Origin of the sequence: Burkholderia stagnalis, assembly GCF_902830275.1 — a bacterium.
GTDB classification, from domain to species: Bacteria; Pseudomonadota; Gammaproteobacteria; order Burkholderiales; family Burkholderiaceae; genus Burkholderia; species Burkholderia stagnalis.
In genome coordinates this window covers 767,117-793,900 of the sequence record NZ_CADESW010000001.1, presented here as the reverse complement: position 1 = coordinate 793,900, position 26,784 = coordinate 767,117, and the positions used below count along the sequence as shown (strand labels likewise).

At 70.3% G+C, this 26,784-nt stretch carries 22 protein-coding genes and 4 pseudogenes; 12 read left to right on the top strand and 14 right to left on the bottom strand.

What is annotated here, in order from left to right:
- The first annotated feature begins 1 nt into the window (after position 1).
- Positions 2–2,740: an Hsp70 family protein gene (locus tag HWY45_RS03415; RefSeq protein ID WP_059886388.1), complete on the top strand. Its 2,739-nt coding sequence runs from the start codon at positions 2–4 to the stop codon at positions 2,738–2,740.
- A 40-nt stretch (positions 2,741–2,780) separates the two neighbouring features.
- Here HWY45_RS03415 and HWY45_RS03410 read toward each other — a convergent pair.
- From HWY45_RS03410 to HWY45_RS03400, 4 genes and pseudogenes are all read right to left on the bottom strand, one after another.
- Positions 2,781–3,116: pseudogene (locus HWY45_RS03410) on the bottom strand (ABC transporter substrate-binding protein); the annotation flags it as partial.
- Between the two features lie 9 nt (positions 3,117–3,125).
- Entirely contained in the window at positions 3,126–3,299 is a 174-nt protein-coding gene (locus HWY45_RS37395) for a hypothetical protein (RefSeq protein ID WP_414143467.1), read from the bottom strand.
- 43 nt (positions 3,300–3,342) lie between these two features.
- Positions 3,343–4,293 carry a citrulline utilization hydrolase CtlX gene (gene ctlX, locus HWY45_RS03405; RefSeq protein WP_059886390.1) on the bottom strand — a complete coding sequence of 317 codons (951 nt, stop codon included), beginning with the start codon at positions 4,291–4,293 and terminating at the stop codon, positions 3,343–3,345.
- Between the two features lie 56 nt (positions 4,294–4,349).
- Positions 4,350–5,429 carry an ornithine cyclodeaminase gene (locus HWY45_RS03400; protein WP_059803561.1) on the bottom strand — a complete coding sequence of 360 codons (1,080 nt, stop codon included), beginning with the start codon at positions 5,427–5,429 and terminating at the stop codon, positions 4,350–4,352.
- 220 nt (positions 5,430–5,649) lie between these two features.
- On the opposite strand from HWY45_RS03400, the gene HWY45_RS03395 reads away from it, so the two are divergent.
- On the top strand, positions 5,650–6,081 hold the full coding sequence (locus HWY45_RS03395; protein WP_059564107.1) for an Lrp/AsnC family transcriptional regulator: 432 nt from the start codon (positions 5,650–5,652) through the stop codon (positions 6,079–6,081).
- 15 nt (positions 6,082–6,096) lie between these two features.
- Here the strand turns inward: HWY45_RS03395 and HWY45_RS37390 are convergent.
- A pseudogene (locus HWY45_RS37390) lies at positions 6,097–6,177 on the bottom strand (peroxidase-related enzyme); the annotation flags it as partial.
- 53 nt (positions 6,178–6,230) lie between these two features.
- Between HWY45_RS37390 and HWY45_RS03390 the strand changes: the two are divergent.
- The 3 genes and pseudogenes from HWY45_RS03390 to HWY45_RS03380 all read left to right on the top strand — a co-directional run.
- Positions 6,231–6,320: pseudogene (locus tag HWY45_RS03390) on the top strand (ABC transporter ATP-binding protein); the annotation flags it as partial.
- 118 nt (positions 6,321–6,438) lie between these two features.
- The gene (locus HWY45_RS03385) at positions 6,439–7,572 is read left to right on the top strand and encodes an RNA-guided endonuclease InsQ/TnpB family protein (protein WP_059886392.1); all 1,134 of its coding nucleotides are present in this window, start codon (positions 6,439–6,441) and stop codon (positions 7,570–7,572) included.
- Between the two features lie 64 nt (positions 7,573–7,636).
- A pseudogene (locus HWY45_RS03380) lies at positions 7,637–7,789 on the top strand (ABC transporter ATP-binding protein); the annotation flags it as partial.
- Between the two features lie 24 nt (positions 7,790–7,813).
- Here HWY45_RS03380 and HWY45_RS03375 read toward each other — a convergent pair.
- Both HWY45_RS03375 and HWY45_RS03370 read right to left on the bottom strand, forming a co-directional pair.
- Complete coding sequence (locus HWY45_RS03375) at positions 7,814–9,226, bottom strand: sensor histidine kinase (protein ID WP_059886394.1); 1,413 nt, start codon at positions 9,224–9,226, stop codon at positions 7,814–7,816.
- Positions 9,213–9,878 (bottom strand): response regulator transcription factor, encoded by a 666-nt coding sequence (locus HWY45_RS03370; protein ID WP_059564105.1) that lies wholly within the window; start codon positions 9,876–9,878, stop codon positions 9,213–9,215. Before HWY45_RS03370 ends, HWY45_RS03375 begins: the two co-directional genes overlap by 14 nt.
- 173 nt (positions 9,879–10,051) lie before the next feature.
- On the opposite strand from HWY45_RS03370, the gene HWY45_RS03365 reads away from it, so the two are divergent.
- From HWY45_RS03365 to HWY45_RS03350, 4 genes are all read left to right on the top strand, one after another.
- Positions 10,052–11,068 (top strand): ABC transporter substrate-binding protein, encoded by a 1,017-nt coding sequence (locus HWY45_RS03365; RefSeq protein WP_059564104.1) that lies wholly within the window; start codon positions 10,052–10,054, stop codon positions 11,066–11,068.
- A gap of 45 nt (positions 11,069–11,113) precedes the next feature.
- Positions 11,114–12,424 carry an MFS transporter gene (locus tag HWY45_RS03360; protein WP_059803567.1) on the top strand — a complete coding sequence of 437 codons (1,311 nt, stop codon included), beginning with the start codon at positions 11,114–11,116 and terminating at the stop codon, positions 12,422–12,424.
- Positions 12,425–12,572: 148 nt separating this feature from the next.
- The gene (locus HWY45_RS03355; RefSeq protein ID WP_059803650.1) at positions 12,573–12,848 is read left to right on the top strand and encodes a YlcI/YnfO family protein; all 276 of its coding nucleotides are present in this window, start codon (positions 12,573–12,575) and stop codon (positions 12,846–12,848) included.
- Complete coding sequence (locus tag HWY45_RS03350) at positions 12,845–13,144, top strand: type II toxin-antitoxin system RelE/ParE family toxin (protein ID WP_059803570.1); 300 nt, start codon at positions 12,845–12,847, stop codon at positions 13,142–13,144. Before HWY45_RS03355 ends, HWY45_RS03350 begins: the two co-directional genes overlap by 4 nt.
- A 94-nt stretch (positions 13,145–13,238) precedes the next feature.
- On the opposite strand, the gene HWY45_RS03345 is transcribed toward HWY45_RS03350, so the two are convergent.
- Together HWY45_RS03345 and HWY45_RS03340 are read right to left on the bottom strand one after the other, a co-directional pair.
- Complete coding sequence (locus HWY45_RS03345; RefSeq protein ID WP_081069947.1) at positions 13,239–15,062, bottom strand: sensor histidine kinase; 1,824 nt, start codon at positions 15,060–15,062, stop codon at positions 13,239–13,241.
- Positions 15,059–15,706, bottom strand: a complete 648-nt coding sequence (locus tag HWY45_RS03340) for a response regulator (protein WP_059564101.1) — start codon at positions 15,704–15,706, stop codon at positions 15,059–15,061. Before HWY45_RS03340 ends, HWY45_RS03345 begins: the two co-directional genes overlap by 4 nt.
- Positions 15,707–16,209: 503 nt before the next feature.
- Between HWY45_RS03340 and HWY45_RS03335 the strand changes: the two genes are divergently transcribed.
- Positions 16,210–18,225, top strand: coding sequence for a VTT domain-containing protein (locus HWY45_RS03335; RefSeq protein WP_059886396.1), 2,016 nt, complete (start codon positions 16,210–16,212; stop codon positions 18,223–18,225).
- Positions 18,226–18,238: 13 nt separating this feature from the next.
- Here HWY45_RS03335 and HWY45_RS03330 read toward each other — a convergent pair whose 3' ends face one another.
- From HWY45_RS03330 to HWY45_RS03315, 4 genes are all read right to left on the bottom strand, one after another.
- Positions 18,239–18,568 carry an addiction module antidote protein gene (locus HWY45_RS03330; RefSeq protein ID WP_060018719.1) on the bottom strand — a complete coding sequence of 110 codons (330 nt, stop codon included), beginning with the start codon at positions 18,566–18,568 and terminating at the stop codon, positions 18,239–18,241.
- Entirely contained in the window at positions 18,565–18,897 is a 333-nt protein-coding gene (locus tag HWY45_RS03325; RefSeq protein ID WP_059886398.1) for a type II toxin-antitoxin system RelE/ParE family toxin, read from the bottom strand. Before HWY45_RS03325 ends, HWY45_RS03330 begins: the two co-directional genes overlap by 4 nt.
- A gap of 219 nt (positions 18,898–19,116) precedes the next feature.
- Positions 19,117–21,579 (bottom strand): alpha/beta hydrolase fold domain-containing protein, encoded by a 2,463-nt coding sequence (locus HWY45_RS03320; RefSeq protein ID WP_059886400.1) that lies wholly within the window; start codon positions 21,577–21,579, stop codon positions 19,117–19,119.
- Entirely contained in the window at positions 21,566–23,281 is a 1,716-nt protein-coding gene (locus HWY45_RS03315) for a GMC family oxidoreductase (RefSeq protein WP_059886402.1), read from the bottom strand. Before HWY45_RS03315 ends, HWY45_RS03320 begins: the two co-directional genes overlap by 14 nt.
- A gap of 230 nt (positions 23,282–23,511) precedes the next feature.
- Between HWY45_RS03315 and HWY45_RS03310 the strand changes: the two genes are divergently transcribed.
- Positions 23,512–24,576, top strand: a complete 1,065-nt coding sequence (locus HWY45_RS03310) for an AraC family transcriptional regulator (RefSeq protein ID WP_059886404.1) — start codon at positions 23,512–23,514, stop codon at positions 24,574–24,576.
- Between the two features lie 35 nt (positions 24,577–24,611).
- On the opposite strand, the gene HWY45_RS03305 is transcribed toward HWY45_RS03310, so the two are convergent.
- Positions 24,612–25,544, bottom strand: a complete 933-nt coding sequence (locus tag HWY45_RS03305; RefSeq protein WP_059803587.1) for a LysR family transcriptional regulator — start codon at positions 25,542–25,544, stop codon at positions 24,612–24,614.
- A 186-nt stretch (positions 25,545–25,730) separates the two neighbouring features.
- On the opposite strand from HWY45_RS03305, the gene HWY45_RS03300 reads away from it, so the two are divergent.
- Positions 25,731–26,777, top strand: coding sequence for a 4-hydroxythreonine-4-phosphate dehydrogenase PdxA (locus HWY45_RS03300; RefSeq protein ID WP_059886406.1), 1,047 nt, complete (start codon positions 25,731–25,733; stop codon positions 26,775–26,777).
- Positions 26,778–26,784 lie beyond the last annotated feature (7 nt).

Below are 26,784 nucleotides of genomic sequence, written 5' to 3'. Positions count from 1 at the left end.
GATGAAGCGTTATACGGTCGGCATCGACCTCGGCACCAGCAACACGGTCGTCGCGTACGTCGAAGCGGGATCGGATGCGATCCGCGTGTTCGACGTCGAGCAGCTCGTCGGCCCCGGCGAGGTCGGCGCGCAGCCGCTGCTGCCGTCGGTGCGCTATCACCCGGCGCCCGGCGAGCTGCCGGCGGAGGCGTTGCGGCTGCCGTGGCAGGCGAGTGAAGCAGCCGGTGAAGGCAGCCCGCTGCCCGCCGTGATCGGCCGCTATGCGCGCGCGCTCGGCGCGCAGGTGCCGGGCCGGCTCGTCGCGAGCGCGAAGAGCTGGCTGTCGCACGCGTCGGTCGACCGGCTCGCGCCGATCCTGCCGTGGGGTGCGGCCGACGGCGTCGACAAGGTGTCGCCGGTCGATGCGAGCGCGAGCTACCTCGCGCACGTGCGCGATGCGTGGGACGCGCATTTCCCCGACGCGCCGCTTGCCGAGCAGGACTTGATCCTCACCGTGCCCGCGTCGTTCGACGACGGCGCGCGCGCGCTGACGGTCGAAGCCGCGCGTCTCGCGCGGCTGCCCGCGCTGCGGCTGCTCGAAGAACCGCAGGCCGCGTTCTACGACTGGCTGTACCGCCACCGCGCGTCGCTGCGCGACACGCTCGCCGGTGCGCGGCGCGTGCTGATCTGCGACGTCGGCGGCGGCACGACCGACCTCACGCTCGTCGACGTCGCGCTCGGCGACGACGGCAAGCCCGCGCTCACGCGGATCGGCGTCGGCAATCACCTGATGCTCGGCGGCGACAACATGGACCTCGCGCTCGCGCGGCTCGTCGAGCCGCGCCTGACCGAGCCCGGCGCGCGGCTGTCGGCCGCGAGCCTGTCGCAGCTCGTCGAGCGCTGCCGCGCCGCGAAGGAGCGCCTGCTCGGCGCCGACGCGCCCGACTCGGTCACGGTCACGCTGCTCGGCGCGGGCAGCCGCCTGATCGGCGGCGCGCGCTCGGCGGAGCTGACGCGGCAGGAAGTCGAGCAGATCGTCGTCGACGGTTTCTTCCCGCAGGTCGCGGCCGACGAACTGCCGCGCCGCGCGCGCAGCGCGATCGTCGAATTCGGGCTGCCGTATGCGAGCGATGCGGCCGTCACGCGGCACGTCGCCGCGTTTCTTGCTCGCCATGCGGACGGGCCGCTGCCCGACACGCTGCTGCTCAACGGCGGCGTGTTCCGCGCGGGCGCGCTCGCCGGCCGCCTGGCGCAGACGCTCGGCGCATGGCGCGGCCAGCCGCTCAACGTGCTGCACAACGCGCATCCGGATATCGCGGTCGCGCGCGGCGCGGTGGCGTACGGCCTCGCGCGCGCGGGGCATGCGCCGCGCATCGGCGGCGGCTCGGCGCGCAGCTATTTCCTGGTGCTCGACGACGGCGACGCCGAACCGCGCGGCGTGTGCCTGCTGCCGCGCGGCACCGAAGAGGGCCACGAGATCCGGCTGGAGGGCCGCACGTTCGCGCTGCGGCTCGGGCAGCCGGTGCGCTTCCACCTCGTGTCGACGGTGGCCGACACCGCGTACCGGCCGGGCGATCTGGTGACGCTCGGCGACGGCGATTTCGTGCGGCTGCCGCCGATCGCGACCGTGGTCGGGCGGCAGGATGCGCGCGACGCACACGAGACGCCCGTAAAGCTCACGGCGTCGCTGACCGAGGTCGGCACGCTCGAAATGCACTGCATCGCGACGGATGACGCGGCGCGGCGCTGGCGGCTCGAATTCCAGCTGCGCGGCGACGCGGCGACGCAAGGCGACGCGGATACGCCCGCGCGGCATCCGCAACTCGACCAGGCGATCGAGCTGATCGACCGCTCGTTCGGCGGCCGCTCGGCGGACGTCACGCCGAAGGACACGCGCCGGCTGCGCGCGCAGCTCGAACAGCTGCTCGGCCCGCGCGACGAATGGGACGTGGCGCTCGCGCGCGAGCTGTTCGACGCGTTGCTCGCGCGCGCACGGCGGCGGCGGCGTTCGGCCGACCACGAACGCGCGTGGCTGAACCTTGCCGGCTACTGCGTGCGCCCGGGTTTCGGGCATCCGCTCGACGCATGGCGCATCGAGCAGCTGTGGCCGCTGTTCGACGACGGCATCCAGTACGTGAACGACGGCCAGGTGTGGTCCGAATGGTGGACGCTGTGGCGGCGCGCGGCGGGCGGGCTCGACGACGATGCGCAGGCGCAGGTACGCGACGCGATCGCGTTCCTCGAACCCACCGACGGCAAGCGGCGCAAGCTGCCGTTCGATCCGGCCAAGGTCGGCCCGGCCGACATGACGCGGCTGTCGGCGTCGCTCGAACGGTTGCCGGTCGAGCGCAAGATCGAACTCGCGGAGCGGCTCGTCGCGCTGCTGCAGAAGCCGGCCGACAGCGCGCTGGGCGCGTGGGCGATCGGCCGCATCGGCGCGCGCCAGCCGTTCTACGGCAGCGCGCACGGCGTGGTGCCGGCCGACGTCGCCGCGCGGCTGCTCGACGCGCTGTTCGCGCTCGACTGGAAGCAGGTGGAGCCGGCCGCGTTCGCGGCGGCCCAGATCGCGCGGATGACGGGCGATCGCTCGCGCGACCTGCCGCCCGACCTGCGCGACGCGGTGATCCGCCGGCTCGCGGCCGCGAGCGCGCCGGCGGCGTGGCTCGACCGGGTGCGCGAGGTGGTGGCGCTCGACGTCGACGACACGGTGCGCGTGTTCGGCGAATCGCTGCCGGCCGGGTTGAAGCTGATCGCCGGCTGAGCGCGCACCGGCGGCCGCGTTACATCTTCACGACGTCGAGCAGCGGCATGCCCGCGACCGAGCACACGATGCTCTTCGCGGCGGGGCCCGCGAGATCGGCGATCTCCGGCGTGCACACGCCGTCGCCCGCGAGGAGCTTCGCGCCGATCGCGAGCTGCGCGGCCTGCCGCGCGAACAGCCCGCCCGTCGCGTCCATCCCGCCGTACACGATCACGTCGGGCCGCTGCCCCTTGATCTTCGTGAGGATCGCGCGGAAGTCGATCGTCTTGTCGGTGCCCGCGTCGCGCGACACCACCGTCATGCCGAGCGCCTTCGCCTGCCGCTCGAACCGGCTCGCGAGCCACTGGCCGTACGCAGTCGAACCGTCGACGATCGCGCCGCGCCTTTAGTGCACGCCGTTCTCGTCGTCCTTGCCGAGGTGCGCGACGCCGCCGGTCAGCGGCGCGGCCAGCCCGATCCTGACGAGTGGATCGGCCGCGTGCGCGGCGGGCATGAGCGTGGCGGCGCAGGCCAGGCCGAGCGCGGCCAGCGGCGCGCGGGGGCGAATCGTGTGACGCATCGGTATCTTCAATCGTTTTTTAGAGAGAAGGGGCGGCGCAGCGTCAGCCGTGCCGGCGCGCGAGGTGGATGCCGGCCAGCATGCAGCGCACCGAGCCGCCGGCCAGCTCGATCGTCGGCACGTCGAGCGGCAGCAGCCGCGCCGAGCGCTCGATCAGCTTGCGCTGGCGCAGCGTCAGGCAGTCGGCCGCGCGCCGCGACAGCGCGAGCACGCGTCCATCGCGCCCGGACAGCTCCAGCGCGTTGCCCGCGAAATCGCCGATCTGCGACGGCTCGAGCGCGATCACCGTGCGGCCGGTTTCCGACAGACGGCGCCGCACGTCGTCGCGCCGGCCCGGATCGCTGATCAGGTCCAGCCCGACCAGCGCGAACCCGGTCGCGACGCTCATCATCACGTTGGTGTGATAGATCGGGCGGCCGTGCGCGTCGGCGGTGTCGAAGCAGATCGGCTCGAAGTTGAAGTGCGTGCAGAAGCGTTCGAGCGCGACCGGGTCCGCGCGCCGCGAACGCGCGGCATAGGCGACGCGCGCGACGTGGTCGAGCACCATCGCGCCGGTGCCTTCGAGGAACACGTCGTCGTATTCGAGGCCCGAGTAGTCGATCACGTCCTGCACCCGGTATTCGGCCTTCAGCATCTCGATCACGTCCGCGCGCCGCTCGCGGCGGCGGTTCGGGCTCGTCATCGGATACAGCGCGACGTGCCCGCCCGGGTGCGTCGAGAACCAGTTGTTCGGGAACACGGAGTCGGGCGTGTCGCGTTCGCCGTGGTCGTCGAACACGTGCACGCGCACGCCGGCGTCGGTGAGCCGCTGCGCGGCGGCGGTGACTTCGTCGCGCGCGGCGGCGGACACGCGCGCGGGCGCGCCGTCGTGCTCGCCGAGCGCGGCGCCCGTGCGCTGGAAGGCGTTGTCGGCCGCGGTTTGCGGGTTCGGCAGGAAATGGTGCGGCCGGATCATCACGACGGCGGCCGGTGCCTGAATCGATACGAGGTTCATCGCAAGCAGAGCGAAGGGAATAGGGCGGTGCGGCGCGCGGGCCGCACCGGCTCGGGTCAGCGCGCGAGCGCGGCGACGGCGTCGGCGACGAAGGCGGCTTGGCCGTGCGCGAGCGCGGACGGATCGTCGATCAGCGCGAACAGGTTCTTCGGGTCGACGGCCGGCGGGATCAGCGCGATCTCGACGCCCGCGTGGTGCTGCCGCGCGAGCGAATACAGGTAGCGCAGCGCCGAGTAATCCTCGAGCGCGAAGCCGACCGAGTCGAACACCGTGACCTGCCCGGCGCTTTCGCGGCCGGCCGCTTCCTGTTGCAGCACGCGCCACAGTTCGATCACGGGGAAATCGGCCGGCAGCTGCTGGATGTCGCCCTCGATGCGCGACTGCGGCTCGTATTCGACGAACACGCGCGCCGCGCGCAGCACGTCCGCATGCAGCTCGGTCTTGCCGGGGCAATCGCCGCCGACCGCGTTCAGGTGCATGCCCGGCTCGATCATGTCCGGCGTGATGATCGTCGCGTAGGCCTTGTCGGCGGTGACGGTCGTCACGATGTCCGCGCCGCGCACCGCGTCGGCGGTCGAGGCGGCGCGCACCACGCGCAGCGCCGGATACGCGGCGAGGTTGCGCACGAGCTTGTCGGTGGCGAGCGGATCGACGTCGAACAGGCGGATCTCGTCGATGCCGAGCAGCGCGTGGAACGCGATCGCCTGGAATTCGCTCTGCGCGCCGTTGCCGATCAGCGCCATCGTGCGCGCGTCGGCGCGCGCGAGCGCCTTGGCGGCGAGCACCGACGTCGCGGCGGTGCGCAGCGCGGTGGTCAGCGTGAGCTCGGCGAGCAGCAGCGGGTAGCCCGTGTCGACTTCCGCGAGCGCGCCGAACGCCATCACCGTGTGCATGCCGCGCGCCGCGTTGACGGGGTGGCCGTTCACGTACTTGAACGCAAACAGCGACGCGTTCGCGACCGGCATCAGCTCGATCACGCCGTCGCGCGAATGGCACGCGACGCGCGGCGACTTGTCGAAATCGGCCCAGCGAAGGTAGTCGGCATGCAGCGTATCGACGAGTTCGTTCAGGAAGCGCGTGACGCCGGTTTGCGCGATCAGCCGGGCGGTGGCGGGAACGTCCAGGAAGCGGGTCATGAGGGTGTCTCCGGTGATGGATGCGGCGTAACGGGCCGCTCGATGGAGACATTATTTCCGGGGCGCCAGCCAACAAAAAGACAGCAAAACTGGCAGATTCATCACCAAACTTTGCAAAATGCCAGCCGCATGTGGCAATGTGATCGAATCCCGCGGGTCAAGCGCGGCGGCGCGCGGCCGGCTTGCGCGGCGAGGGCATTTCACAGGAGAGGGACATTCGATGATTACGCTCGACGACGTCGACCGTCAGCTCATTGCGCTGCTGCGCGACAACGCGCGGCTGTCGGTGGTCGCGCTCGCGAAGCAGCTGCGCGTCGCGCGCGCGACCGTGCAGAACCGGCTGACGCGGCTGGAGAAGCACGGGGTGATCGTCGGCTATACGGTGCGGCTGAAGCCGGCCGCCGAACGGCACCGGATTCGCGCGCTGATGTCGATCGCGGTGGAGGGCAACCGCGCGGCGGAGGTGGTCAAGGTGCTGCGCGGGCATCCGAACGTCGCGACGATTCATAGTACGAACGGGCGCTGGGATCTGGTCGCGGAGCTGAATGCGGATTCGCTCGAGAACTTCGATCGTGTGCTGGGGGCGATCCGGTTGATCGACGGGATCGCGAATACGGAGACGAGTATTTTGTTGTCGGCGCATAAGGCGTGATGCGAGCGCCGGACGGCTGAACACGTCCGAGCGCTGACGCAGGATTTCCGGCAGGTGCATCAGCAGCAGGTAACAGTCCGACGTGTTCGCGTACGGGTCGTCATGCGACCTCCTTCGACGCGTATCTCGGCCATCGGCGTCGTGATCTGCTGGACGAGCCGACGATGGGCCTGTCGCCGCTCTATGTCGACAAGATGCTCGAACTGATCGATGCGATCAACCGGCAGGGCGTGACGATCGTCATCCGATTTGCTCCGAGAAACCCCGTCGTTTAGAGCGAGGAGTGAAACGAGTGCGGCCGAGTGGCCGATTCTCCCAAACTTGAAGCACACGCGAGCCTATGACATGGTGTGAGGCATGGATATCAAGCGCGCCTACCGATTCCGGTTCTACCCGACGCCCGAGCAAGCAACGATGCTTGCCCGGACGTTCGGGTGTGCGCGCTTTGTGTATAACCGCATGCTGCAGATGCGCACCGATGCGTGGCAGCAGCGCCAGGCACGTGTCGGCTATCACGAAACCTCCGCCGCGCTCACCGCGCTGAAGAAAACGCCCGAACACGGTTGGCTGAACGAAGTCAGCTCCGTGCCGCTCCAGCAGGCGTTGCGCCACTTGCAGACGGCGTTTGCGAACTTCTTCGCCAAGCGCGCCCAGTACCCGAACTTCCGGCGCAAGGACGGTGCGCAATCGGCCGAGTACACGGCGAGCGCGTTCAGATGGGATGGCACGTCGCTGAAGCTGGCGAAGATGAATGCGCCGCTTGCGATCCGCTGGTCGCGCAGGATTCCGTCGGGGGCGAAGCTGACCACTGTCACGGTGTCGAAGGACACCGCAGGCCGATACCACGTATCGCTGCTTTGCGACGACGTGGTTTCTGCAAAATCCGCAGCAACCGGCAAGGTCGGCATCGACTTCGGGTTGACAGATTTTGTCGTTCTTTCGACGGGCGAGAAGATCGCGGCGCCGAATGCGTTTCGCAAGAACGAAGCCAGGCTCGCCAAGTTGCAACGACGGCTGGCAAGGAAGCAAAAGGGTTCGGCCAATCGCAGGAAGGCGAGACTCAAAGTCGCACGGATGCATGCCAGGACGGCAGATTCGCGCAGGGATTTCCTGCACAAGCTTTCGACACGGTTGATCAACGAAAACCAAGTGATCGCGATCGAAAGTCTTGCCGTCCGCCACATGCTGAAGAATCGAGGGCTCGCGAAATCGATCGGCGATGCGGGCTGGTCGGAATTCGTGCGGCAGCTGACGTACAAGGCCAAGTGGTACGGCCGCACGTTGATCGGGATCGATCGCTGGTATCCCTCCAGCAAGCGATGCGCCGATTGCGGGCACACCGTAGCCCGCCTGCCGTTGAAAGTGCGCGCCTGGGACTGTCCGGGATGCGGAATAACGCACGACCGCGACATCAACGCCGCGCGCAACGTTTTGGCCGCCGGACTGGCGGTGTCAGCCCATGGAGAAAGCGTAAGTCCCATGTCTCTTTGAGGCGATGTCGGGTCGCATTCAGTGAAGCGGGAATCGCCTTCCTTTCGGGAGGAGAGCAGTCAAGGTCGAGCAGAACGCGAGCCTCGCGCTCGAGATCGCGCATTACGGCTATGTGCTGCAGACGGGGCGCGTCGTGCTGGAAGGCGCGGCGAAGTCGCTGCTCGGCGACGAGCGGGTGCGCGATGCGTATCTCGGCGGGGAAGCGGTGGCGGTGTAGCGGGGCGCTTACGCCTTCACGTCTTCAGGCCGTCGCGTCGCCCGCGCCCCGCGCGGGCGGAAACGTCAGCACGACCGCGAACCCGCCCTGCGGCGGGAACGCGAAGCCGACCCGCCCGCCGTGCGCCTTCATCACTTCCTGCACGATCGCGAGCCCGAGGCCCGACCCCGTGCGCCGCCCGGCGCCGTCGGGTTCGAGCCGCACGAACGGCTGCAGCGCCGCGTCCCATTGTTCGCGCGGAATCCCGCGGCCGTTGTCGGCGACGCTCAGCGTCACCGACTCGCTCGTGCTGGCCACCGACACGACGATGTCGTCCGCGTGGCCGTGCAGCAGCGCGTTGTGCAGCACATTCGACAGCGCTTCCTGCAGGCTGATCGCGTCGCCGTCGATCCACGCGTGCGGCGTGTCGCTGTCGAACGCGACCGCCACGTCGCGCGCGTCGGCGAGCGGAATCGTGCGCCCGAGCACTTCCTTGGCAATCCCGACCAGTTCGACCGGCTGCAGCGGCACGGCCTCGATGCGGTGGATCACCATCGCGTGGTTCAGCAGCTGCCCGGTGAGCCGGCCGACGTCCGCGCAGGTCGCGCGCAGCGCGTCGAGCCGCGCGGCATGGCGCGCGGGGTCGGCTTCGCTGTCGAGCAGCTCGATCTGCGCGTCGAGGCGCGCGAGCGGCGTGCGCATCTGGTGCGCGGCGTCGGCGATGAAGCGCTGCATCGCGGTGATCCGCTCCGCGAGGCGGCGCATCAGCCCGTTGATCGCGCCGATGATCGCGTTGATCTCGCTCGGCGTGTCGACGGCCACCGGGCGCAGGTCGGCGGGGTCGCGCGCGGCGATGATGGTCTCGATCTGCGCGAGCGGCCGCAGGCCGCGCCGGATCGCGAGGCCGCTCGCACCGATCGCGAGCACGCTCATCAGCAGGATCAGCGTCCACACCTTGAAGCTCATGTCGTTCGTCAGCGCCTGCCGCGCGTTCGTCGTCTGCGCGACGGTGACGAGCGCCCAGCCGGGCGTGCTTTCCTCGGGCATGTAGCGCGCGATGGTCGCCATCCGGATCCGCGCGTGCTGGTAGGTGCCGTTCGCGAACGCGGGGCCGAGCTTCGCGGCGGCGAGCGTCGCGGGGCTCGCGAGGTCGTGGTAGCCGGCCACGACCACGCCGCGCGAGTCGACGACCTTGTAGTACACGAGGTCGTAGCGCGACAGCGTCGACAGCGCGGCAACCGGCGGATTCAGCGCGAGCACGCCGCCTTGAACGTAGAGGTTTTCCGCGACCTGGATTGCCGCGCCGGCGAGCAGCTGGTCGTACGCGCGTTCGGCAGCGACGCCCGCGTAGTAGCGCGCGATCGCCGCGAGCGCGAGCGCGCCCGACGCGACGACGAGCGCGATGAACAGCAGCGTGCGCCCGAACAGCGTCTTCGGGAACCAGTCAGTGCGTCGCAATCTGGTACCCCATCCCGCGCGCGGTGCGGATCTCGACCGAGCTGCCCGTGAGCTTCCTGCGCACGCGCGTCACGTATTGCTCGACCGCGTTCGCGCTCGGCTCGTTGCCGAAGCTGAACAGCTGGTTCAGCAATTCGTCCTTCGAGAAGATCCGCTGCGGCCGGCTCGCGAGGATCTCGAGCAGCGCGAATTCCTGGCGCGACAGCGACAGCGGCCGGCCGTCGAGCTCGGCGAGGCGGCTGCTGCGGTCGATGCGCAGGCCGCCGAGCGTCAGCACGTCGTTCGCGTGGCCGCTGTTGCGGCGCAGGAGCGCCTGCACGCGCGCTTCCAGCTCGCGGTAGTCGAACGGTTTCACGAGGTAGTCGTCCGCGCCGAGCCCGAGGCCGCTCACGCGGTCGTCGATCGCCGAGCGCGCGGTGACGAGCAGCACCGGCGTCGTGCTGCCCGACGCGCGCAGGTTGCGCAGGATCGCGAAGCCGTCCATCGCGGGCAGCATCACGTCGAGCACGACGAGGTCGAAGCGCTCGACGCCGAGCAGGCTGTTCGCCGTCGCGCCGTTCGTTTCGAGGTCGACCGCGTGGCCGAGCCGCGTCAGGCGGCTGCGGATCGCCGCGCCGATTTCCGCGTCGTCTTCCGCGACGAGAATGCGCATGGTGCTGGCCTGCTTCGGTTCGATTGGGTTACGGGTTTTCCCGGGGGCGGGATGTCAGCATTTTCTCAGACTCGCTCGATAACCTGTGCTTGAGCCGAGGATGGCAGAGACGGCATTAATACCAGAGGAGACGGCAACATGCAGCAGGCAATCACCGAAGCGGGCGCGCCCGCATGACGCCGTCGCTGCGCCGTCGCGCGTTCGTCGCCGCCGGGCTCGGCGCGGCGCTCGCGCCCGCGCTCGTGCTGTCGAAGCCGCGCACGGTGCGGATCTCGAAAGGCTATGGCGTGCTGTACCTGCCGCTGCTCGTGATGGAGAAGCAGCGGCTGTTCGAACGGCATGCGGCGAAGCACGGCGTGCGCGACGTCAGCGTCGACTGGGTGCTGCTCGACGGCGGCAATTCGGTGAACGACGCGATGATGGCCGGCACGCTCGATTTCGCGGGCGCCGGCGCGCCGGGCTTCATCGAGCTGTGGGCGCGGGCACGCGGCATTCCGAACGTCGAGGTGATCGGCATCAGCGGGCTGTCGACCACCTCGCTGTCGCTGAACGCGAACCGCCCCGGGCTGACGTCGCTGCGCGATTTCACGCCGGCCGACCGGATCGCGGTGCCGGGCATCCGCACGTCGCTGTCGGCGGTCGTGCTGCAGATGGTCGCGGCCAAGCTGCTCGGCCGGCCGCATTTCGCGCAGCTCGATTCGATCACCGTGAACCTGCCGCATCCGCAGGCGATGCAGGCGCTGATCCGGCGCGAGCACGGCGTCACCGCGCACTTCACGTCGCCGCCGTTCTCGACGCTCGAGCTGCGGCAGCCGGGCATTCATCGCGTCGTCAGTTCGGTCGACGTGCTCGGCCCGCTGACGCTCGACGTCGTGTTCGCGCCGAAGCGGCTCGTCGACACCGAGCCCGCGCTCGCGGCCGCGTTCCTCGGCGCGCTCGACGACGCGAACCGCGCGATCGCGCAGGACCCGCGCGCGGCGGCCGCGATCTACGCCGCGTCGTCGGGCGTCGGCGTGTCGCACGACGACGTGATGCAGATGCTCGCGGCGCCCGAGACGCGTTTCTCGGTGAAGCCGAACCAGCTGATGGACTACGTCGAATTTCTCTACATGGCCGGCACGATCAAGGCAAAGCCGCGCGCGTGGACCGAGATGTTCACGCCGATGCTCGGCGAATTCCGCCCGTCGTAGGCGAACGCCCGAGCGCATACAACCGAAATCAAGGAGGAGCATGCTGTGAACGCCACCGAAACCCTGGACCCCGCGTCCGCCGAAGAACGGCAGGTCATGTCGAAGATGGCGCGGCGCCTGCTGCCGATCCTCGTCGTGATGTTCCTGATCGCGTTCATCGACCGTCAGAACGTCGGCTTCGCGAAGCTGCAGATGGTGCACAGCCTCGGCATGACGGAGGCCGCGTTCGGCCTCGCGTCGTCGCTGTTCTTCATCGGCTACCTGTTGTTCGAGGTGCCGAGCACGCTCGCGCTGCATCGCTACGGCGCACGCGTGTGGCTCGCGCGGATCATGCTGACCTGGGGCCTGATTACCGTGCTGATGGGCTTCACGACGTCGATGCCGGTGTTCTGCGGGCTGCGCTTCGCGCTCGGCATCGCCGAGGCCGGTTTTTATCCGGGCGTCATCTACTACCTGACGCTGTGGTTCCCGCAGAGCTACCGCGCGAAGGTGCTCGGCATCTTCACGCTCGGCAGCGCGCTCGCGAACATGCTCGGCTCGCTGGTCGGCGGCTGGCTGCTGAGCCTGAACGGCGTGTGGGGGCTCGCGGGCTGGCAATGGGTATTCGTGGCGACGGGCATCCCGGCGGTGGTGGTCGCGATCGTCGTGTTTCGCGTGCTGCCGGCTTCATATCGCGATGCGCGTTTCCTCGACGAGCGCGAGAAGCAGGTGGTCGCGGCCGCGCTCGAACGCGAGCAGCCCGCGCACGCGGAACATGGGCAACCGTGGAAGGCGCTGCTCGATCCGCGCGTGATGCTGTTTGCGGCGACCTACATGCTGATGTCGACGTCGCTGTATGGCGTGACGTACTGGCTGCCGACGCTCGTGAAGTCGTTCGGCGTGTCGAGCAGCACGAACGGCCTGCTCAGCATGCTGCCGTGGGCGCTGGCCGTGCTGCTGCTGGTCTGGCTGCCGTCGAAGCTGCGCCGCGCAAAGAGCATCCTGCGCACGATCGCGATCGTCGCGGCGCTCGGCGCGCTCGGGTTCCTGCTGAGCCTGGTGCTGCCGTCGACGCCGCTGCGCTTCGTCGCGCTGGTGCTCGGCGGCGCGTGCATCCCGCTGCTGTATCCGTGCTTCTGGTCGATGCCGCCGCGCTACTTCACCGGCGCGCGCGCGGCGGCGAGCGTCGCGGCGATCAACTCGATCGGCAACCTCGGCGGCTTCTTCAGCCAGAACCTGATGCCGTTCGCGGGGAAGGTGACCGGCACCGCGTTCGGGCCGATGATCGTGCCGATCGTGTGCCTCGCGTTGCTCGGGGCCGGTGCGCTGGTTGCGTGGACGCGGTCGGAGCGGGGGATGGTGACGGTGGGGGTGTGAGGGGGCGGGGCGCGTGTCGGTCGGCACGCCTCGGCTGCAGGGCCCGCCGGACGATTCGGCACCGGCACGACGGTATGCCGATCGGACGACTGCGCATCCATCAGCCGATGTGCTACCATGCATTACAAATGTAATGCAGGAGGATGCGATGAAAACCGCGACCATGCCGGCCCTGCGCGTCGATCCGGAATTGCGCGACGCGGCCGAATCCGTGCTGGACGAGAACGAAACGCTATCGGCGTTCATGGAAGCGGCGTTGCGCGACGGCATCGCGCGTCGGCGATTCCAGCGGGAGTTCATTGCCCGCGGCCTTGCGTCTCGTGATGAAGCGCGTCGCACCGGCGAGTATTTCGACGCTGACGAAGTGCATGCAGAACTTGAAGGGATGCTGAACGCCTCGCGCATGGCGAGGAAAGCAGTTTGAGATATCAGGTGCGATACACGCGCGCGGCGCGTGAGGACCTGATGCGGTTGTACAGGTTTTTGCTCGAGCGGGATGCGCAAGCCGCGGCACGGGCGTTGGAAGCGATCGGGCAGGGTGTTTCCGTGCTGCGAAATTTTCCGTTCAGTTGCCGAAAGGCCGATGCCGCGAATCCCTTCTTGCGTGAGCTGATCATCTCGTTCGGGGCATGGGGCTACGTGATGCTGTTCGAGATCGAGTACTCGGAGCAAGTGACCATTCTGGCAGTCCGACATCAACGGGAAGACGACTACCATTGACGGAAGGCAGTCGTGCTGCCGATTGCCGCCATGCATCCCATTCGTGCCGTTGATCGCGCGGCCGCGTTCGGTTCCGCGCCTACCGCCACCTCCGCTAATCCGCGTGTCCTGTCGTGGGCCCACCGACCGTGAACGCCACCTGCGCCCCATCGAGCGGAATCCGCACCGACACCCTCGTCCCCTTTCCCGGCGCGGTATCGATCGTCAACATCCCCCCCACCAGATACGCCCGCTCGCGCAGCCCGACGAGCCCGAACGAGGTCGGCTTGCGCGGATCGCCGGGATCGAAGCCCGCGCCGTCGTCGCGGATCGTCAGCGCGATGTCGCCGCCGCCGCACGCCAGATCCACGTCGACCTGCGAGGCCGCCGCATGCCGCGCGACGTTCGCGAGCGCTTCCTGCGCGATGCGGAACACGGCCGTCGCGTACGGCTCCGCGAGGTTCCGCTCGGGCGGGTCGACGCGCAGCGTGCAGGCGATGCCGTGCCGCTGCCGGAAGTCCTGCACGAGCCACTGCATCGCCGCGGCGAAGCCGAGATCGTCGAGCATCAGCGGCCGCAGGTCGGACGCGATGCGCCGCGTCGCGGCCACCGCGCCGCGCGCGAGCCCGTGCATCGCCGCGATCTTGCGGGCAAGCATCGCATCGTCCTGCGGCACGCGATCGATCAGCCATTCGAGATCGTTCTTCAGCGTCGCGAGCGTCTGCGCGAGTTCGTCGTGCAGCTCGCGCGCGATGCGGCGCTGCTCGGCTTCGCGCGCGCTCGCGCTGATCGCCGAAATCTCCCGCAATTCCTCGCGCGACGCCTGCAAGGCCCGCTCCGCGCGCACGCGTTCCTCGACCTCGCGCCGCAGGTCGCGGTTCGACGCGCTGAGCTGCGCGGTGCGCGCGGCGACGCGCTGCTCGAGCCGTTCGTTCGCGTCGTTCAGCTCCGCCGTCTTCTGCAGCACGAGCTGATGCTCGTGCCGTTCGCCGGAGAGCGCGCGCGCCGTGCGCGCATGCAGCCGGCCGTTCTCGAACAGCAGCGCGAACAGCACGACGCTCGACGCGACGAACCCGTAGATGCGCCCCGCGTAGAAGCCGAGATCGAAGCGCCCATGATTCAGCATCGCCGACAACGCGATGTCGAACAGCCACGCGACCGTCACGATCATCACCCACAGATCGAGCACCGAGTGGCGCCGCCGGCGGCGCCACATCAACGCGAGCGCGACCACGTTCAGCGCCCAGACGGCGACGACGGGGCTCAGCAGCGGCTCGATCATCCAGTTGCCGCGCATGACGCGCGGCAGGTAGTCGTGGCCCGCCGTCGTGAACACCGCGATCGCGGCGGTCGCGAGCAAGGTCGCGACGACGCAGCCCGCGATCGGCACCGCCGCATGGCTGGCCGGCTTCGGCGGCGTGCGCGGGGCGTCGCGCAGCAGCGCATAGCACGCGACCACGAGCGGGAAGCCGCCGTGCCAGAACATGTAGAGCCATGCGGTGGTCTGCTCGCCCGCGTGCAGCAAACCGGTGGGCGCGAACAGGCCGGGGAAGGTCAGCATGTGCACGCCGGCCATGAAGCCCGTGAACAGGTAGCCGGCCGCGAGCACCAGCAGCGCCCGCTCGCGCAGGATCGCGAACTGGCCGAGCAGCAGGCCGGCCGTCGCCATGTCGTTGACGAGGATCGCCGTCTGGTAGACCGGGATGAACCCCCACTCCCGCGCGAGCGGAATCGGCGCGAACGGCACGAGCGCGACGAAGATCGCCGCCGACACGATGACCGTCGCGAGCGCGAGCCGCCGCTCGCGCGGCCCCGGCGGCAGCGACGACATGAACATCCGCGACGGGTCCGTCTCGGCGTCGCGGGCGGCGGCATCCACCTGCGGCGGCGGATCGTCCGGCCGCGTGGAGTCGTGCTGGGGCGTCGCGGCGTGCGTCATGCGTCGTCCAGGTCGATGCCGAGGCCGTGGCGCACCGCATAGCGGATCAGCGCCGCGTCGTGCGGCAGGTCCATCTTCTCGAGAATGCGCATCTTGTAGGTGCTGACGGTCTTGGCGCTCAGCGCGAGCGCGCCCGCGATCTCCGTGACGGTCTGCCCGGCGACGATGCGGCGCATCACGTCGAACTCGCGCGCGGACAGCCGCTCGTGCGGCAACGTCTCGGCGGGCGCGTGCAGGGTGCGCGCGAGGCTTTCCGCCGCCGACGGGCTGACGTAGAGGCCGCCCGCCGCCACCTTGCCGACCGCCGCGACCAGCTCGGCGGTCGCGCTGTCCTTCGTCAGGTAGCCGGTCGCGCCGGCCTTGAACGCGCGCGCCGCGTACTGCTCCTCCGTATGCATCGTGAGCACGAGCGTGCGCAGCGCGGGCGCGTGGGTCTTGATCATCCGGATGAGCTCGATGCCGGTCGGCGCGGGCATCGACAGGTCGAGCAGCAGCACGTCGGCCGCGCCGCGCTCGGCGAGCGCGAGCGTGGTCGCCCCGTCGCTCGCTTCGCCGACGATTTCGAAACCGCCGGCCGTCTCGAGTATGTGACGCAGTCCGTCTCGCATGACTGCGTGGTCGTCGGCCAGAATCACCTTGATCATGGAGCGGTCCTCTTGGCGGGATGACGCTTCGGTGCGCGATGGCGCGGGTGTCGTGGAGACGGTTTCCCCCGTAAGGCCGGGCCGCGCGAAGTCGGCGCGCCGGCCGTTCATCCGATCAATATATTCCGCCTGACCGAAAAACGGTAAACGTCGGCGAAATTTTCTGCGACGCGGCAGGTGAAATCGATAACGGGACGAAATAATCCGGGGAGCTTGCGATCGGCGGCGCGGCCGCAGTTCAATGATCTGATGATTGGCGCGAATCGGCCGCCGAAGCGGCGCTGCTCGTCCGCTGAATCGCGCTCCGCATCGCGCCCTGAATTGCCCCGCCCGCCAGGACGGGCCGCCGGCGGCGCGCCCCGGTTCGGGACTACACTGAGTTCGACGCCGACCCCCACCCTGCGAGGAGAGCCGTCGATGATCGATCTCGCCGCCATCCTGCCGGCCGCGCTGCTCGCTGCGGTCGCGTGGCGACGCGGGGCCGCCGTTCGACAGGACACCCGATGAGCGAAACGATCCATGCGTGGCTTGCCGCCGTCGGCGCGCATCCGGCGCTCGTGCTCGTCATCGTGTTCGCGACCGCGTGCGCGGAGGCGATCGCGCTGGTCGGCACGGTCGTGCCGGCCGGCGCGGTGATGTTCGCGGCCGGCGCGCTGATCGGCGCGGGCGCGCTCGACGGCTGGGCGACGATCGGCGTCGCGGTGGCCGGCGCGGTGGTGGGCGACGGCATCAGCTACGAGCTCGGCCGCCGCTATCGCAGCGCGGTCCGCAACTGGTGGGCGCGGCTCGGCCACGCCGAGGCGTACGAGCGCGGCGAGCAGTTCGTGCTGCGCCACGGGATGAAGAGCATCGTGCTCGCGCGCTTTCTCGCGCCGGTGCGCGCGGTCGTGCCGGTGGTGGTCGGCTGCGCGTCGCTGCCGCGCCGGACGTTCTATCCGGTGAACGTCGGCTCGGCGCTCGTATGGGCGCCGGTGCACGTCGCGCCGGGCATCGCGTTCGGCGCGTCGGCCGCGCTTGCCGAAGCGGTCAGCACGCGGGTCGCCGCGATCCTGCTGGTCGTCGCGGCGCTGGTCGCGGCCGTGTGGTTCGGCGTGCGCGTCGCGCTGCAGCGCGGCGTGCCGCTGCTGCACCGCGCCGCATTGGCCGCGTGGCACGCGCTCGCGCATCGCCGGCCGTGGCTGGTCGCCCGGCTTCGCGGGCTCGTCGCGCGCGTGCGCCGGTTGCCCGGCGCGATCCCGGTGCTCGCGCTGCTGTTCGTCGGCAGCGTCTGGTTGTTCGCGGGAATCGTGCAGGACGTCGTCGCGAACGATCCGCTGATGGGCGTCGACACCACGCTGTACGGAACGCTGCTGAACCTGCGCACGCCGCCCGTCGATGCCGCGATGCGCGCGGTCGCGGTGCTCAACGGCCGCGACGTCGGCCTGATCGTCGCGGCTGCGTTCCTCGTGTGGCTGGTGATCCACCGCTGCTGGATGACGGCCGTGTGGTGGATCGCGACGGTCGGCGTCGCCGTCGTGATGGTGCCGGCGTTCGGCGCCGGCACGAACGGCGCGACGCCCGCGAACCTCGCGCCCGGCAGCCCGCACGTGCCGCTGCCGGACGCCGACGCGGCGTTCGGCATCCTCGCGAGCAGCTTCATGGGCTGGGTGCTGACGCGCGGCCGTGGCGCGCTGTGGCGCACCGGCGTCGTGACCGCGATCGTGCTGTGGATCGTGCTCGGCGGCTTCGCGCGGCTGTACCTGGGCGACACGTGGCTGTCGGGGCTGCTCGGCGGCTGGAGCCTCGGGCTCGCGTGGTTCGCGCTGCTGGCCGGCGCGTATGCGTACGGGCACGTGCGCGACGAAGTGCAGCCGCGGGGCGCGCTCGTCGCGGTCGTCGTGGTGCTGGCGACGGCGGGCGTCTGGACGGTGCCGGCCGCGTGGCAGGCCGACCGGGACCCGCGCGCGCACAGCCGCGTGGTCGCGATGACGGTCGACCAGTGGATGCGCGGCGGCTGGCAGCGCGTGCCGACGCGGCGCACCGAGATCAGCGGCGATCGCGAGGAATTCCTGCCGCTGCAGTGGTGCGTCGCCGCCGACGTGCTCGCCCGGCATCTCTCGCACGCGGGCTGGCAGCGCGCGACGCCGTGGTCGCTGCAGACCGCGCTGCGCTGGCTGGTGCCGCAGGCGCCGGCCGACGGGCTGCCGGTGCTGCCGCGCTATTCGCAGGGCGTGGGCACGCGGCGCGTGTTCGTGCGCGCCGATCCCGGCCAGCCGGACAGCCGGCTCGTGCTGCGCTTGTGGCGCTATCCGTATGTGCTGCAGGATGCGCAGGGCACGCGGGCGCTGTGGTACGGCGCGCTGTATCGCGAGACGCTGCACCGGCCGGCCGGGCTGATGACGATCGTGCGCACCGCGACGATCGAGCGCGCGCCGGACATCGCGCAGGCGCTCGCGATCGACGCGACCGTCGTGCATCCGCCGGCGGGCACGCCGTCGGCGCCGGCCGACGTGCTGCTGGTGTGGATGGCGGCGCGGTGAACGCGCACGGCGCTCACGCGCGGGGGCTGGCTTCCGGCTCGACGGTCAGGCGCAGGCCGACGGTCTTGAGCACCGCGATCAGGGTTTTCAGTGTCGGGTTGCCGTTGGGCGACAGCGCGCGGTAGAGCGCCTCGCGGCTGATGCCGGCTTGCGCCGCGACCGCGCCGAGGCCGCCGTAGGCTTCGGCGACGGTGCGCAGCGCGAGCAGGCCGGCCGCGCGATCGTCGGGATCGTCGAGCGACGCCATCGCCGCCTTCAGGTATTCGACCGCCAGTTCGCGATCGGCGCGCAGCTCCGCGAGTTCGGCGTCGTGGTGCGACACCGCGCCTTTGAGTGGGCTCAAGCTTGCCTCCGTTTCCATTCCGTCCAGATTGCCTTCGCGTGCCCGATGTCGGCCGCCTGGCTGCCTTTGTCGCCGCCGGTCAGCAGCAGGACCACCGCCTTGCCGTGCCGGCCGCAGTACACGCGGTAGCCGGCGCCGACGTGAATGCGCAGTTCGATCACACCGTCGCCAACCGGCTTGCAGTCGCCGAAATGGCCCATCTGCACCTGGCGCAGGCGAACGCGGATCCGTGCCTGCGCGACCTTGTCGCGCACGGCGAGCAGCCATTCGGTAAAGGGTTCGCGACCGTCGTCGCATCGATGGCGAAGCAGTTCGATGACAGGCAGCATTGTAACTTATAAGCTACAGAAAGAGAATGAAAGGAGCCGACCTCGAAACGTGCCGGGGGCGGCACGCATGCAAAGCAAAAGGCGCTGCAGCCGGGCGGCTGGCAGCGCCTTTCGTTGCGGGCTTCGGACGATGAAACCCGCTAACCGGACGAAGTCGATTCTTTCATTCGTTACGAACTGCCTGCTATTGGCCGGACGGCCAACGTTACCGCGCACCAATCACGCCGTCGCCGCCACCCGTTCCCGCGCGAACCCCGCGAGCGTGCGCAGCGCCTCCCGCGCCGAGCGCAGATAGAACGACTGCAGATGGAACACGTGCCAGCGCGCCTGGTGCACCTCGAGCCGGCACGGCACGCCGCACGCGAGCGCGTGATTCGCGAGCCGCACCGAATCCGACAGCAGCACTTCCTGGTCGCCGGCCTGGATCAGCATCGGCGGCAGGCCGCGCAGGTCGGTGTCGAGCGGGCCGCGCGCCGTGGCCGCGCCGGCGCCGTGATACCAGCGCAGCCCCTGTTCGAGCCAGCCGCGCCGGATCATCGGGTCGTCGCCGCGCCGCGTTGCGAGCGTTTCGCCGCCGAGCGCCGCGTCGGTGACGGGCGAGATCAGCAGCAGCCCGGCCGGCGCGGGCTCGCCGCGCTCGCGCAACGCGATCGCGAGCGCCAGGGCGAGCGCGCCGCCCGCCGAATCGCCGGCGACGACGATGCGCGACGGCGCATGCCCCTGCGCGCGCAGCGCGGCATACGCGGCCAGCGCATCGTCGAGCGCGGCCGGGTGCGGATGCTCGGGCGCGAGCCGGTAGTCGGGCGCCCAGACCGCCAGGCCCGATTCGTCGGCGAGCCGCGTCGTCACGCTGCGGTGCGTGCCGGGCCCGCCGACGCAGAACGCGCCGCCGTGCAGATAGAGGATCGCGCCGCCGCTGTCGCCGCGTTTCGGCGCGACGACCTCGGCCGGCACGCCGCCCGCGTGCGTGCGATAGCGGATCATCCCGCCGACGCCGGGCATCAGCGGCGCCAGCAGCCCGACGACGCGCCGCTGCACGCCGATGCCGAACGGCGGCCCGATCAGCGCCCGGAAGCCGACGCGCAGGAAGCCGCGCAGGAACCCCGCGTTGAGCGCTTCCAGCGCGCCCTTCGGCGCGGCGACGGCGACGCCGCCCGCGTGCCCCGCCATGCCCGGCAGCACGCTCGAGAAGCGGTATGCGGCGAGGCCGGAGCGGCGCGCGAGCCACCGGTACGTCAGCGTGAAGCCCGGCCAGTTGGTGCTGTTGTGGCCGGACGCGTCGACATACCAGCTCTTGCAGCCGCTCCACACCGAGCCCGCGAGGCGCTGCTGGACGTGCACGTTGTAGCGCCGGTAGCGGCCCGCGTCGACGTCGATCGCGCTCGCGCCGGCCTGCCGCATCGCGCGCACGCAGCGCATCACGTGCGCGATCTGGCTTTCGAGCATGTAGACGATCGAGTTGTGGCCGAGGTTGGTGTTCGGGCCGTACAGCATGAAGAAGTTCGGGAAACCCGGCACCGTCATCCCGAGATACGCCTGCGCGCCGCGCCGCCACGCGTCGTTCAGGTCGAGCCCGCCGCGGCCGGTGATGCGCATCGGCGACAGGAACTCGGTGGCCGCGAAGCCGGTGCCGTAGACGATCGCATCGACCGGATGATGCGTGCCGTCGGCGGTCTCGATCCCGTGTTCGGTCACGCGGCGGATGCCTTGCGTCACCAGCTCGACGTTGGGCCGGGCGATCGCCGCCAGGTAGTCGCTCGACAGCAGGATGCGCTTGCAGCCGATCGGATAGTCGGGCGTCAGGCGTTCGCGCAGCGCCGCGTCGGGCACTTGCCGCGCCAGCAGCTTGCGAAACGGCCGGCCGACCGCGACGTCCATCAGGCCGTTCAGCCGCGTGAACGCGATCGCGCGCGATTCGTAGCGCAGGTAGATCGCCGCGCGGTGCAGCTTCATCGCCCACGGCAGACGCCGGAACAGCGCCTGTTCCCATCGCCGGTACGGGCGGTCCGGGCGCGGCATCAGGTAGGCGGGCGAGCGCTGGAACACCGTCAGCGACTTCACGGCCCCGGCGATGGCCGGCACGAACTGGATCGCCGATGCGCCGGTGCCGACCACCGCGACGCGCTTGCCGGCGAGCGGATACGCGTGGTCCCAGTGCGCGGAGTGGAACGCGTGGCCGCGGAACGTTTCCATGCCCGGCAGCGTCGGCAGTGCGGGGCGGCTCAACTGCCCCGTGCCGCTGACGAGCAGCGCGGCGCTCAGCTCGGTGCCGTCCGCGAGCGTCACGCGCCACAGCGCATGCGGCTCGTCGTAGCGCGCATGCGCGACTTCCGCGCCGAAGCGCAGGTGCCGCGCGAGCCCGTACTTGCGCGCGCAGTGCTGCAGGTACGCGTGGATTTCCGCTTGCGGCGCGAACGTGCGCGACCAGCGCGGGTTCGGCTCGAACGAGAACGAGTACAGGTGCGAGGGCACGTCGCACGCGGCGCCCGGGTAGCTGTTGTCGCGCCACACGCCGCCGACGTCGTGCGCGCGCTCGAGGATCACGAAGTCATGCATGCCTTCGCGTTGCAGCGCGATGGCCATGCCGATGCCGGCGAAGCCCGCGCCGATGATGATGGCGGCCAGCGGCGCGGCGGCGGCAGCAGCAGCGGCGTCGGGTGCGGAGGGCTCAGGCGAGTGCATGGCGGATGTCCTCGGGTTGGGCGGGGCGGGAAGGGGCGGCGTCGGAGGTGGGCGCAGCCGCGGTTTGCGTGTCGGCGTTCGCCTCGGCACGGGACTGGATCGACACGCGGCTCGCGCCACGCATCAGGTCGACCGCCTTCTCGGCGATCATGATCGTCGGCGCGTTGGTGTTGCCGCCGATCAGCGTCGGCATCACCGACGCATCGACGATGCGCAGCCCCTGCAGCCCGCGCACGCGCAGCTGCGGATCGACGACCGCGAGCGCGTCGCGCCCCATCCGGCAGGTGCCGACCGGGTGGTACACGGTGTCGGTGCGTTGCCGCAGCACGTCGCGAATCTCGTCGTCGGTCGTCACGTTCGCGGTGAACAGGTCGCGCGTGATCCAGCCGGCGAGCGCGGGCGCCTGCATCAGCCGGCGCGTGAGCTTGAAGCCCGCGACCATGTCGTCGAGATCGCGCGGATCGTCGAAGAACGCCGGATCGATGCGCGGCGCCGCGAGCGGATCGGCGCTCTGCAGCGTGACCGCGCCGCGGCTGCGCGGGCGCAGCAGGCAAACGTGGCACGACATCCCGTGGCCGGTGTGGAGGCGGCGCGCATGGTCGTCGACGAGCGCGACGACGAAATGCAGCTGGATGTTCGGCGCGTCGAGTTCGGCGCGCGTCTTCAGGAAGCCGCCGCCTTCCGCGAAGTTCGACGTCAGCATGCCGCGCCGCTCGCGGCGAAAGCGCAGCAGCTCGCGCAGCATGCGCAGCCCGCCGCCCGCCGACACGCCCAGCGTGTCGACGCTGCGCGTGCGATAGCCGAAGATGAAATCCGGATGGTCCTGCAGGTTGCGGCCGACGCCGGGCAGGTCGGCGAGCGTGCGGATGCCGACGCGCGCGAGCTCGGCGGCCGGGCCGACGCCGGACAGCATCAGCAGTTGCGGCGTCTGGAACGCGCCCGCGGCCAGCACGACTTCGCGCCGCGCACGCAGCGTGCGGACTTCGCCGTGCTGCCGCACCTCGACGCCGATCGCGCGCGTGCCGTCGAACAGGATTCGCAGCACCTGCGCGTGCGTCTCGACCGTGAGGTTGTCGCGGCGGCCGACGTGCGGCAGCAGGTACGCGCGCGCGGCGCTCCAGCGCTCGCCGTGCTTCTGCGTGACCTGGTAGAGGCCGATGCCTTCCTGCTGCGCGCCGTTGAAATCGTCGGTCAGCGGCAGGCCCGCCTGGCGGGCCGCTTCGAGGTAGCGCGCATGGAACGGGTTGCCGGTGCGCAGGTCGCTGACCCACAGCGGGCCGTCGCGGCCGTGCCACGCGTCGTCGAAGCGCTCGTTGTGCTCGCTGAGCCGGAAATACGGCAGCACGTCGTCGAAGGCCCAGCCGTCGTTGCCGAGCGCGGCCCAGTGGTCGTAGTCGCTGCGGTGGCCGCGGATATAGACCATCGCGTTGATCGCGGACGAGCCGCCGAGCGCCTTGCCGCGCGGCTGGTAGCCGCGGCGCCCGCCGAGCCCCGGCTGCGGCACGGTCTCGAACGCCCAGTTGTTGATGCGGGTAGGCATCATCGCGACGGCGCCGGTCGGCACGTTGACGAGCGTGCCGTCGCCGCGGTTGCCGGCCTCGAGCACGCAGACGGTGACGTCCGGGCGCTCGGTCAGCCGCCCCGCGACGACGCAGCCGCCCGATCCGCCACCGACGACGATGTAGTCGAATGTTCTGGTCATGGAATCGTTTCCGGAAAGTCGGCGGGTCAGGCGGCGCGCGACGGTGCGCGGCGTGCGGCGACGGCGGCAGGCGGGTTCGAATGCATGGTGTCTCCTAGGGCGGTCGTTGGAGTCGTTCGGCGACGACTGGATGACGCCGATGGTGCGTGCCGCGTGGGAAAACACCAATGCTGCGACGGGACAATTGTTTTAGTATTTGGGCCAAATCGGCGCTTCGAGGGTATCTCTGCATGAGCTTCTGGGACTACACCCGAAGTCCGGCCAGCGCCCGGCTGCTGGCCGATTTCGGCGATGAGCGCGGCGTGTCGCGCGCGAAGCTGCTCGCCGGCACGGGGCTGTCGGACGCGCAGCTCGACGACCCGAACGCGGAGGTGACGGCCGCGCAGGAACTGCGCGTCACCGGCAACCTGCTGCGCCTGCTCGGGCATCCGCCGGGCCTCGGCTTCGAGGTCGGGCGGCGCTATCACTTCTCGGCTTACGGCGTGTGGGGCTACGGGCTGATCGCGAGTGCCACCACGCGCGACGCGCTCGCGCTGGCGATGCGCTTTCTGCCGCTCACTTATGCGTACACGGTGATCACGTACCGCGAGGACGACGACGGCTGCGTGCTGAATTTCGGCGCGCCCGAGCTGGCCGGGGAGCTGAGCCGGTTCGTCGTGGAGCGCGACATGACCGCGGCGACCGTGCTGATGGAGGAAATCGGCGGCCCGGATTTCACGCTGTCGCGGTTTACGTTGCAGGCCGATCGTCCGGCGACGGCGGCGACGGTGGCGCGGGGCGCGGCGCCGTCCGTTTCCGTGCCGCGGATCGCCGGCGTCGAACCCATGTTCGGCGCGCGCTCGAACTGCATTGCGTTCTCGCGCGCATATCTCGACCGGCCGCTGCCGCATGCGAATCCGCTCACGGTGTCGATGTGCGAGCAGATGTGCGGCCGCCTCGTGGAAGCGCGGCGCGCGCATGTCGGCACCGCAGCGATGATCCGCGATTACCTGAGCGCGACGCCGGGCGCGGCGCCGTTCTCGCTCGAGGACATGGCGCGGCTGATGAAAACCAGCGCGCGCACGCTGAAGCGGCGGCTGCAGGACGAGGGCACGACGTTCCGCACGCTGCTCGCCGAGTCGCGCGGCGCGATGGCCGAAACGCTGCTCGGCGACGCGCGGTTGACGCTGACCGACGTGGCCGAGCGGCTCGGGTTCAGCGATCTGTCGAGTTTTTCGCAGGCGTTCAAGCGGTGGTATGGGGTGGCGCCGGGGGCGTTTCGGAGGGGGGCGCGGCGCGGCGTGGATGGCGGCTGATGGCGTCGCATCGCCGCAAGCGGTGACAGGGCGCGTCAGCCCCCCGCCTCCCGATGAAACAACCCCAGAAACTGCTGCGCCGGCACCGACAGCGGCCGATCCCGCCGCACGAGGCTCCCATACGACGGCAGCTTCTGCCCAAGCGTGTAATCGACGATCGCGACCATCCCGTGCGCGGCATTGAGCGCGGCGACCGTCTGCGGAATCACGCCGAGCATCCGTGAGCGGTCGACGAGGTTCATCGTCGTGAGGATCGAGCCCGTCTCGATCAGCCCGCGCGGCATCGGCTGGTGATGCATCCGGAACTCGCGCTCGACCACTTCGCGCGCGGGGCTGCCGGCCGGCTGCAGGATCCACGGATAGTCGAGCAGCGCCGCGAATTCGACGCGCTCCCGGCCGACCAGCGGATGGTCGCGGCCCGCGACGATCGCGAGCGCCTCGTCGTCCACCGCGCGGAATTCGCAATCCGCGCCGACATCGCGCCCGATCACCACTTCGAGCACGCCTTCCTGCAGCTGCGGCATCAGCTTGTCGCTCGTATCGACCGCGATGTCGATCGCGAGCAGCGGAAAGCGCGCCTTCAGCTGCACGAGCGCCTCGGTGAGCCGCCCGGGCGCGGCCGCCATGATGCTGCCGATCGCGAGCCGCCCCGCGCTGCCGAGCTGCAGCTCGGCCAGCTCGCGGTTCAGCGCTTCCATGCTGCCGCGTATCCCGCGAAAGTAGCCGAGCACCCGCTCGCCGGCCGGGTTCAGCACCAGCCCGCGCCCGACGCGCTCGAACAGCGGCTGGCCGAGCGCGTCCTCGAGCTCGCGCAGCATCTTGGTCGCGGCCGGCTGCGTGAGGCCGAGCCGGTCGGCGGCAGCGCGCAGCGTCGAGCATTCCTCCACCGCCAGCAGCAGCGCGACCTGGCGCATCCGCAGCCGGTTCAGCAACTGCGGCGTCGAGTCCTTCCGGTCGATCGAACCCAATCTGATTACCTCAGGTTATCAATTCATCAAGAGTTTTCAATTTACCGGTGCGTTCCGTCTACCTAGCATGAACCCCACATGACGAACGGCCGGTTGCCGGCCAGACAGACAGACAGCACAGGAGACGACCATGCAGACGAATTCGGCCACCCCCGCCCGCGGCCCGGCCCGCGCCGGAGCCCGCGCATGACGGCCGCCCCGGCATTGCCCGTCGTCGCGCTGACGCTCGGCGACCCGGCCGGCATCGGCCCCGAGCTGATCGCGAAGCTGCTCGCGCGCCCCGACGCCACGTCGCGCGCCAATCTGGTGCTGATCGGCGACCGCTGGCTGTGGGAAGCCGGGCAGCGCGTCGCGGGCGTGCGGGTCGAGCTGGAACCGGTGGCGTCGCTCGCCGCCGTGCGCGAGCGGCCGTCGTGCGCGCGGCCGGCCTTCGTCGCGGTCGATACCGTCGATCCGGCGCAGGTCACGGCGAGCCAGGCCGGCGCCGCCGGCGGCCGCTCGGTGCTCGACGTGCTGAACCGCTGCATGGACGCCGCGCGCGCCGGCGACATCGACGCGATCTGCTTCGCGCCGCTCAACAAGCACGCGATGAAGCTCGGCGGCCTGCGGCACGAGGACGAGCTGCACCACTTCGCCGAATACCTCGGCGTGACCGGCTACTTCTGCGAATTCAACACGCTCGGCGAACTGTGGACCGCGCGCATCTCGTCGCACATTCCGCTGAAGGACGCGGCCCGCTACCTGTCCGTCGAGCGGATCGAACAGGCCTCCGAACTGATTTACCGCGCGCTGCTTGCGAACGGCGTCGCGGCGCCGAAGGTCGCGATCGCCGCGTTCAATCCGCACGGCGGCGACGGCGGCAGCTGCGGCCGCGAGGAGATCGACGTGATCGAACCGGCGGTGCGCGCGCTGCAGGCGCGCGACTGGCCGACCGACGCGCCGTTCCACGGCCCGTTCCCGGCCGACACGATCTTCCTGAAGGCGCAGGCCGGCGACTACCAGGCGATCGTCACGATGTATCACGACCAGGGGCAGATCGCGATCAAGCTGCTCGGCTTCTCGCGCGGCGTGACCGTGCAGGGCGGCCTGCCGGTGCCGATCACGACGCCCGCGCACGGCACCGCGTACGACATCGCGGGGCGCGGCACGGCCGACGTGGGCGCGACCTGGCAGGCGCTGCAGATCGCGTGCCGGATGGGCGCCGCGCACCGCCGGCAGACCACGTCCGCGTGACGGCCAT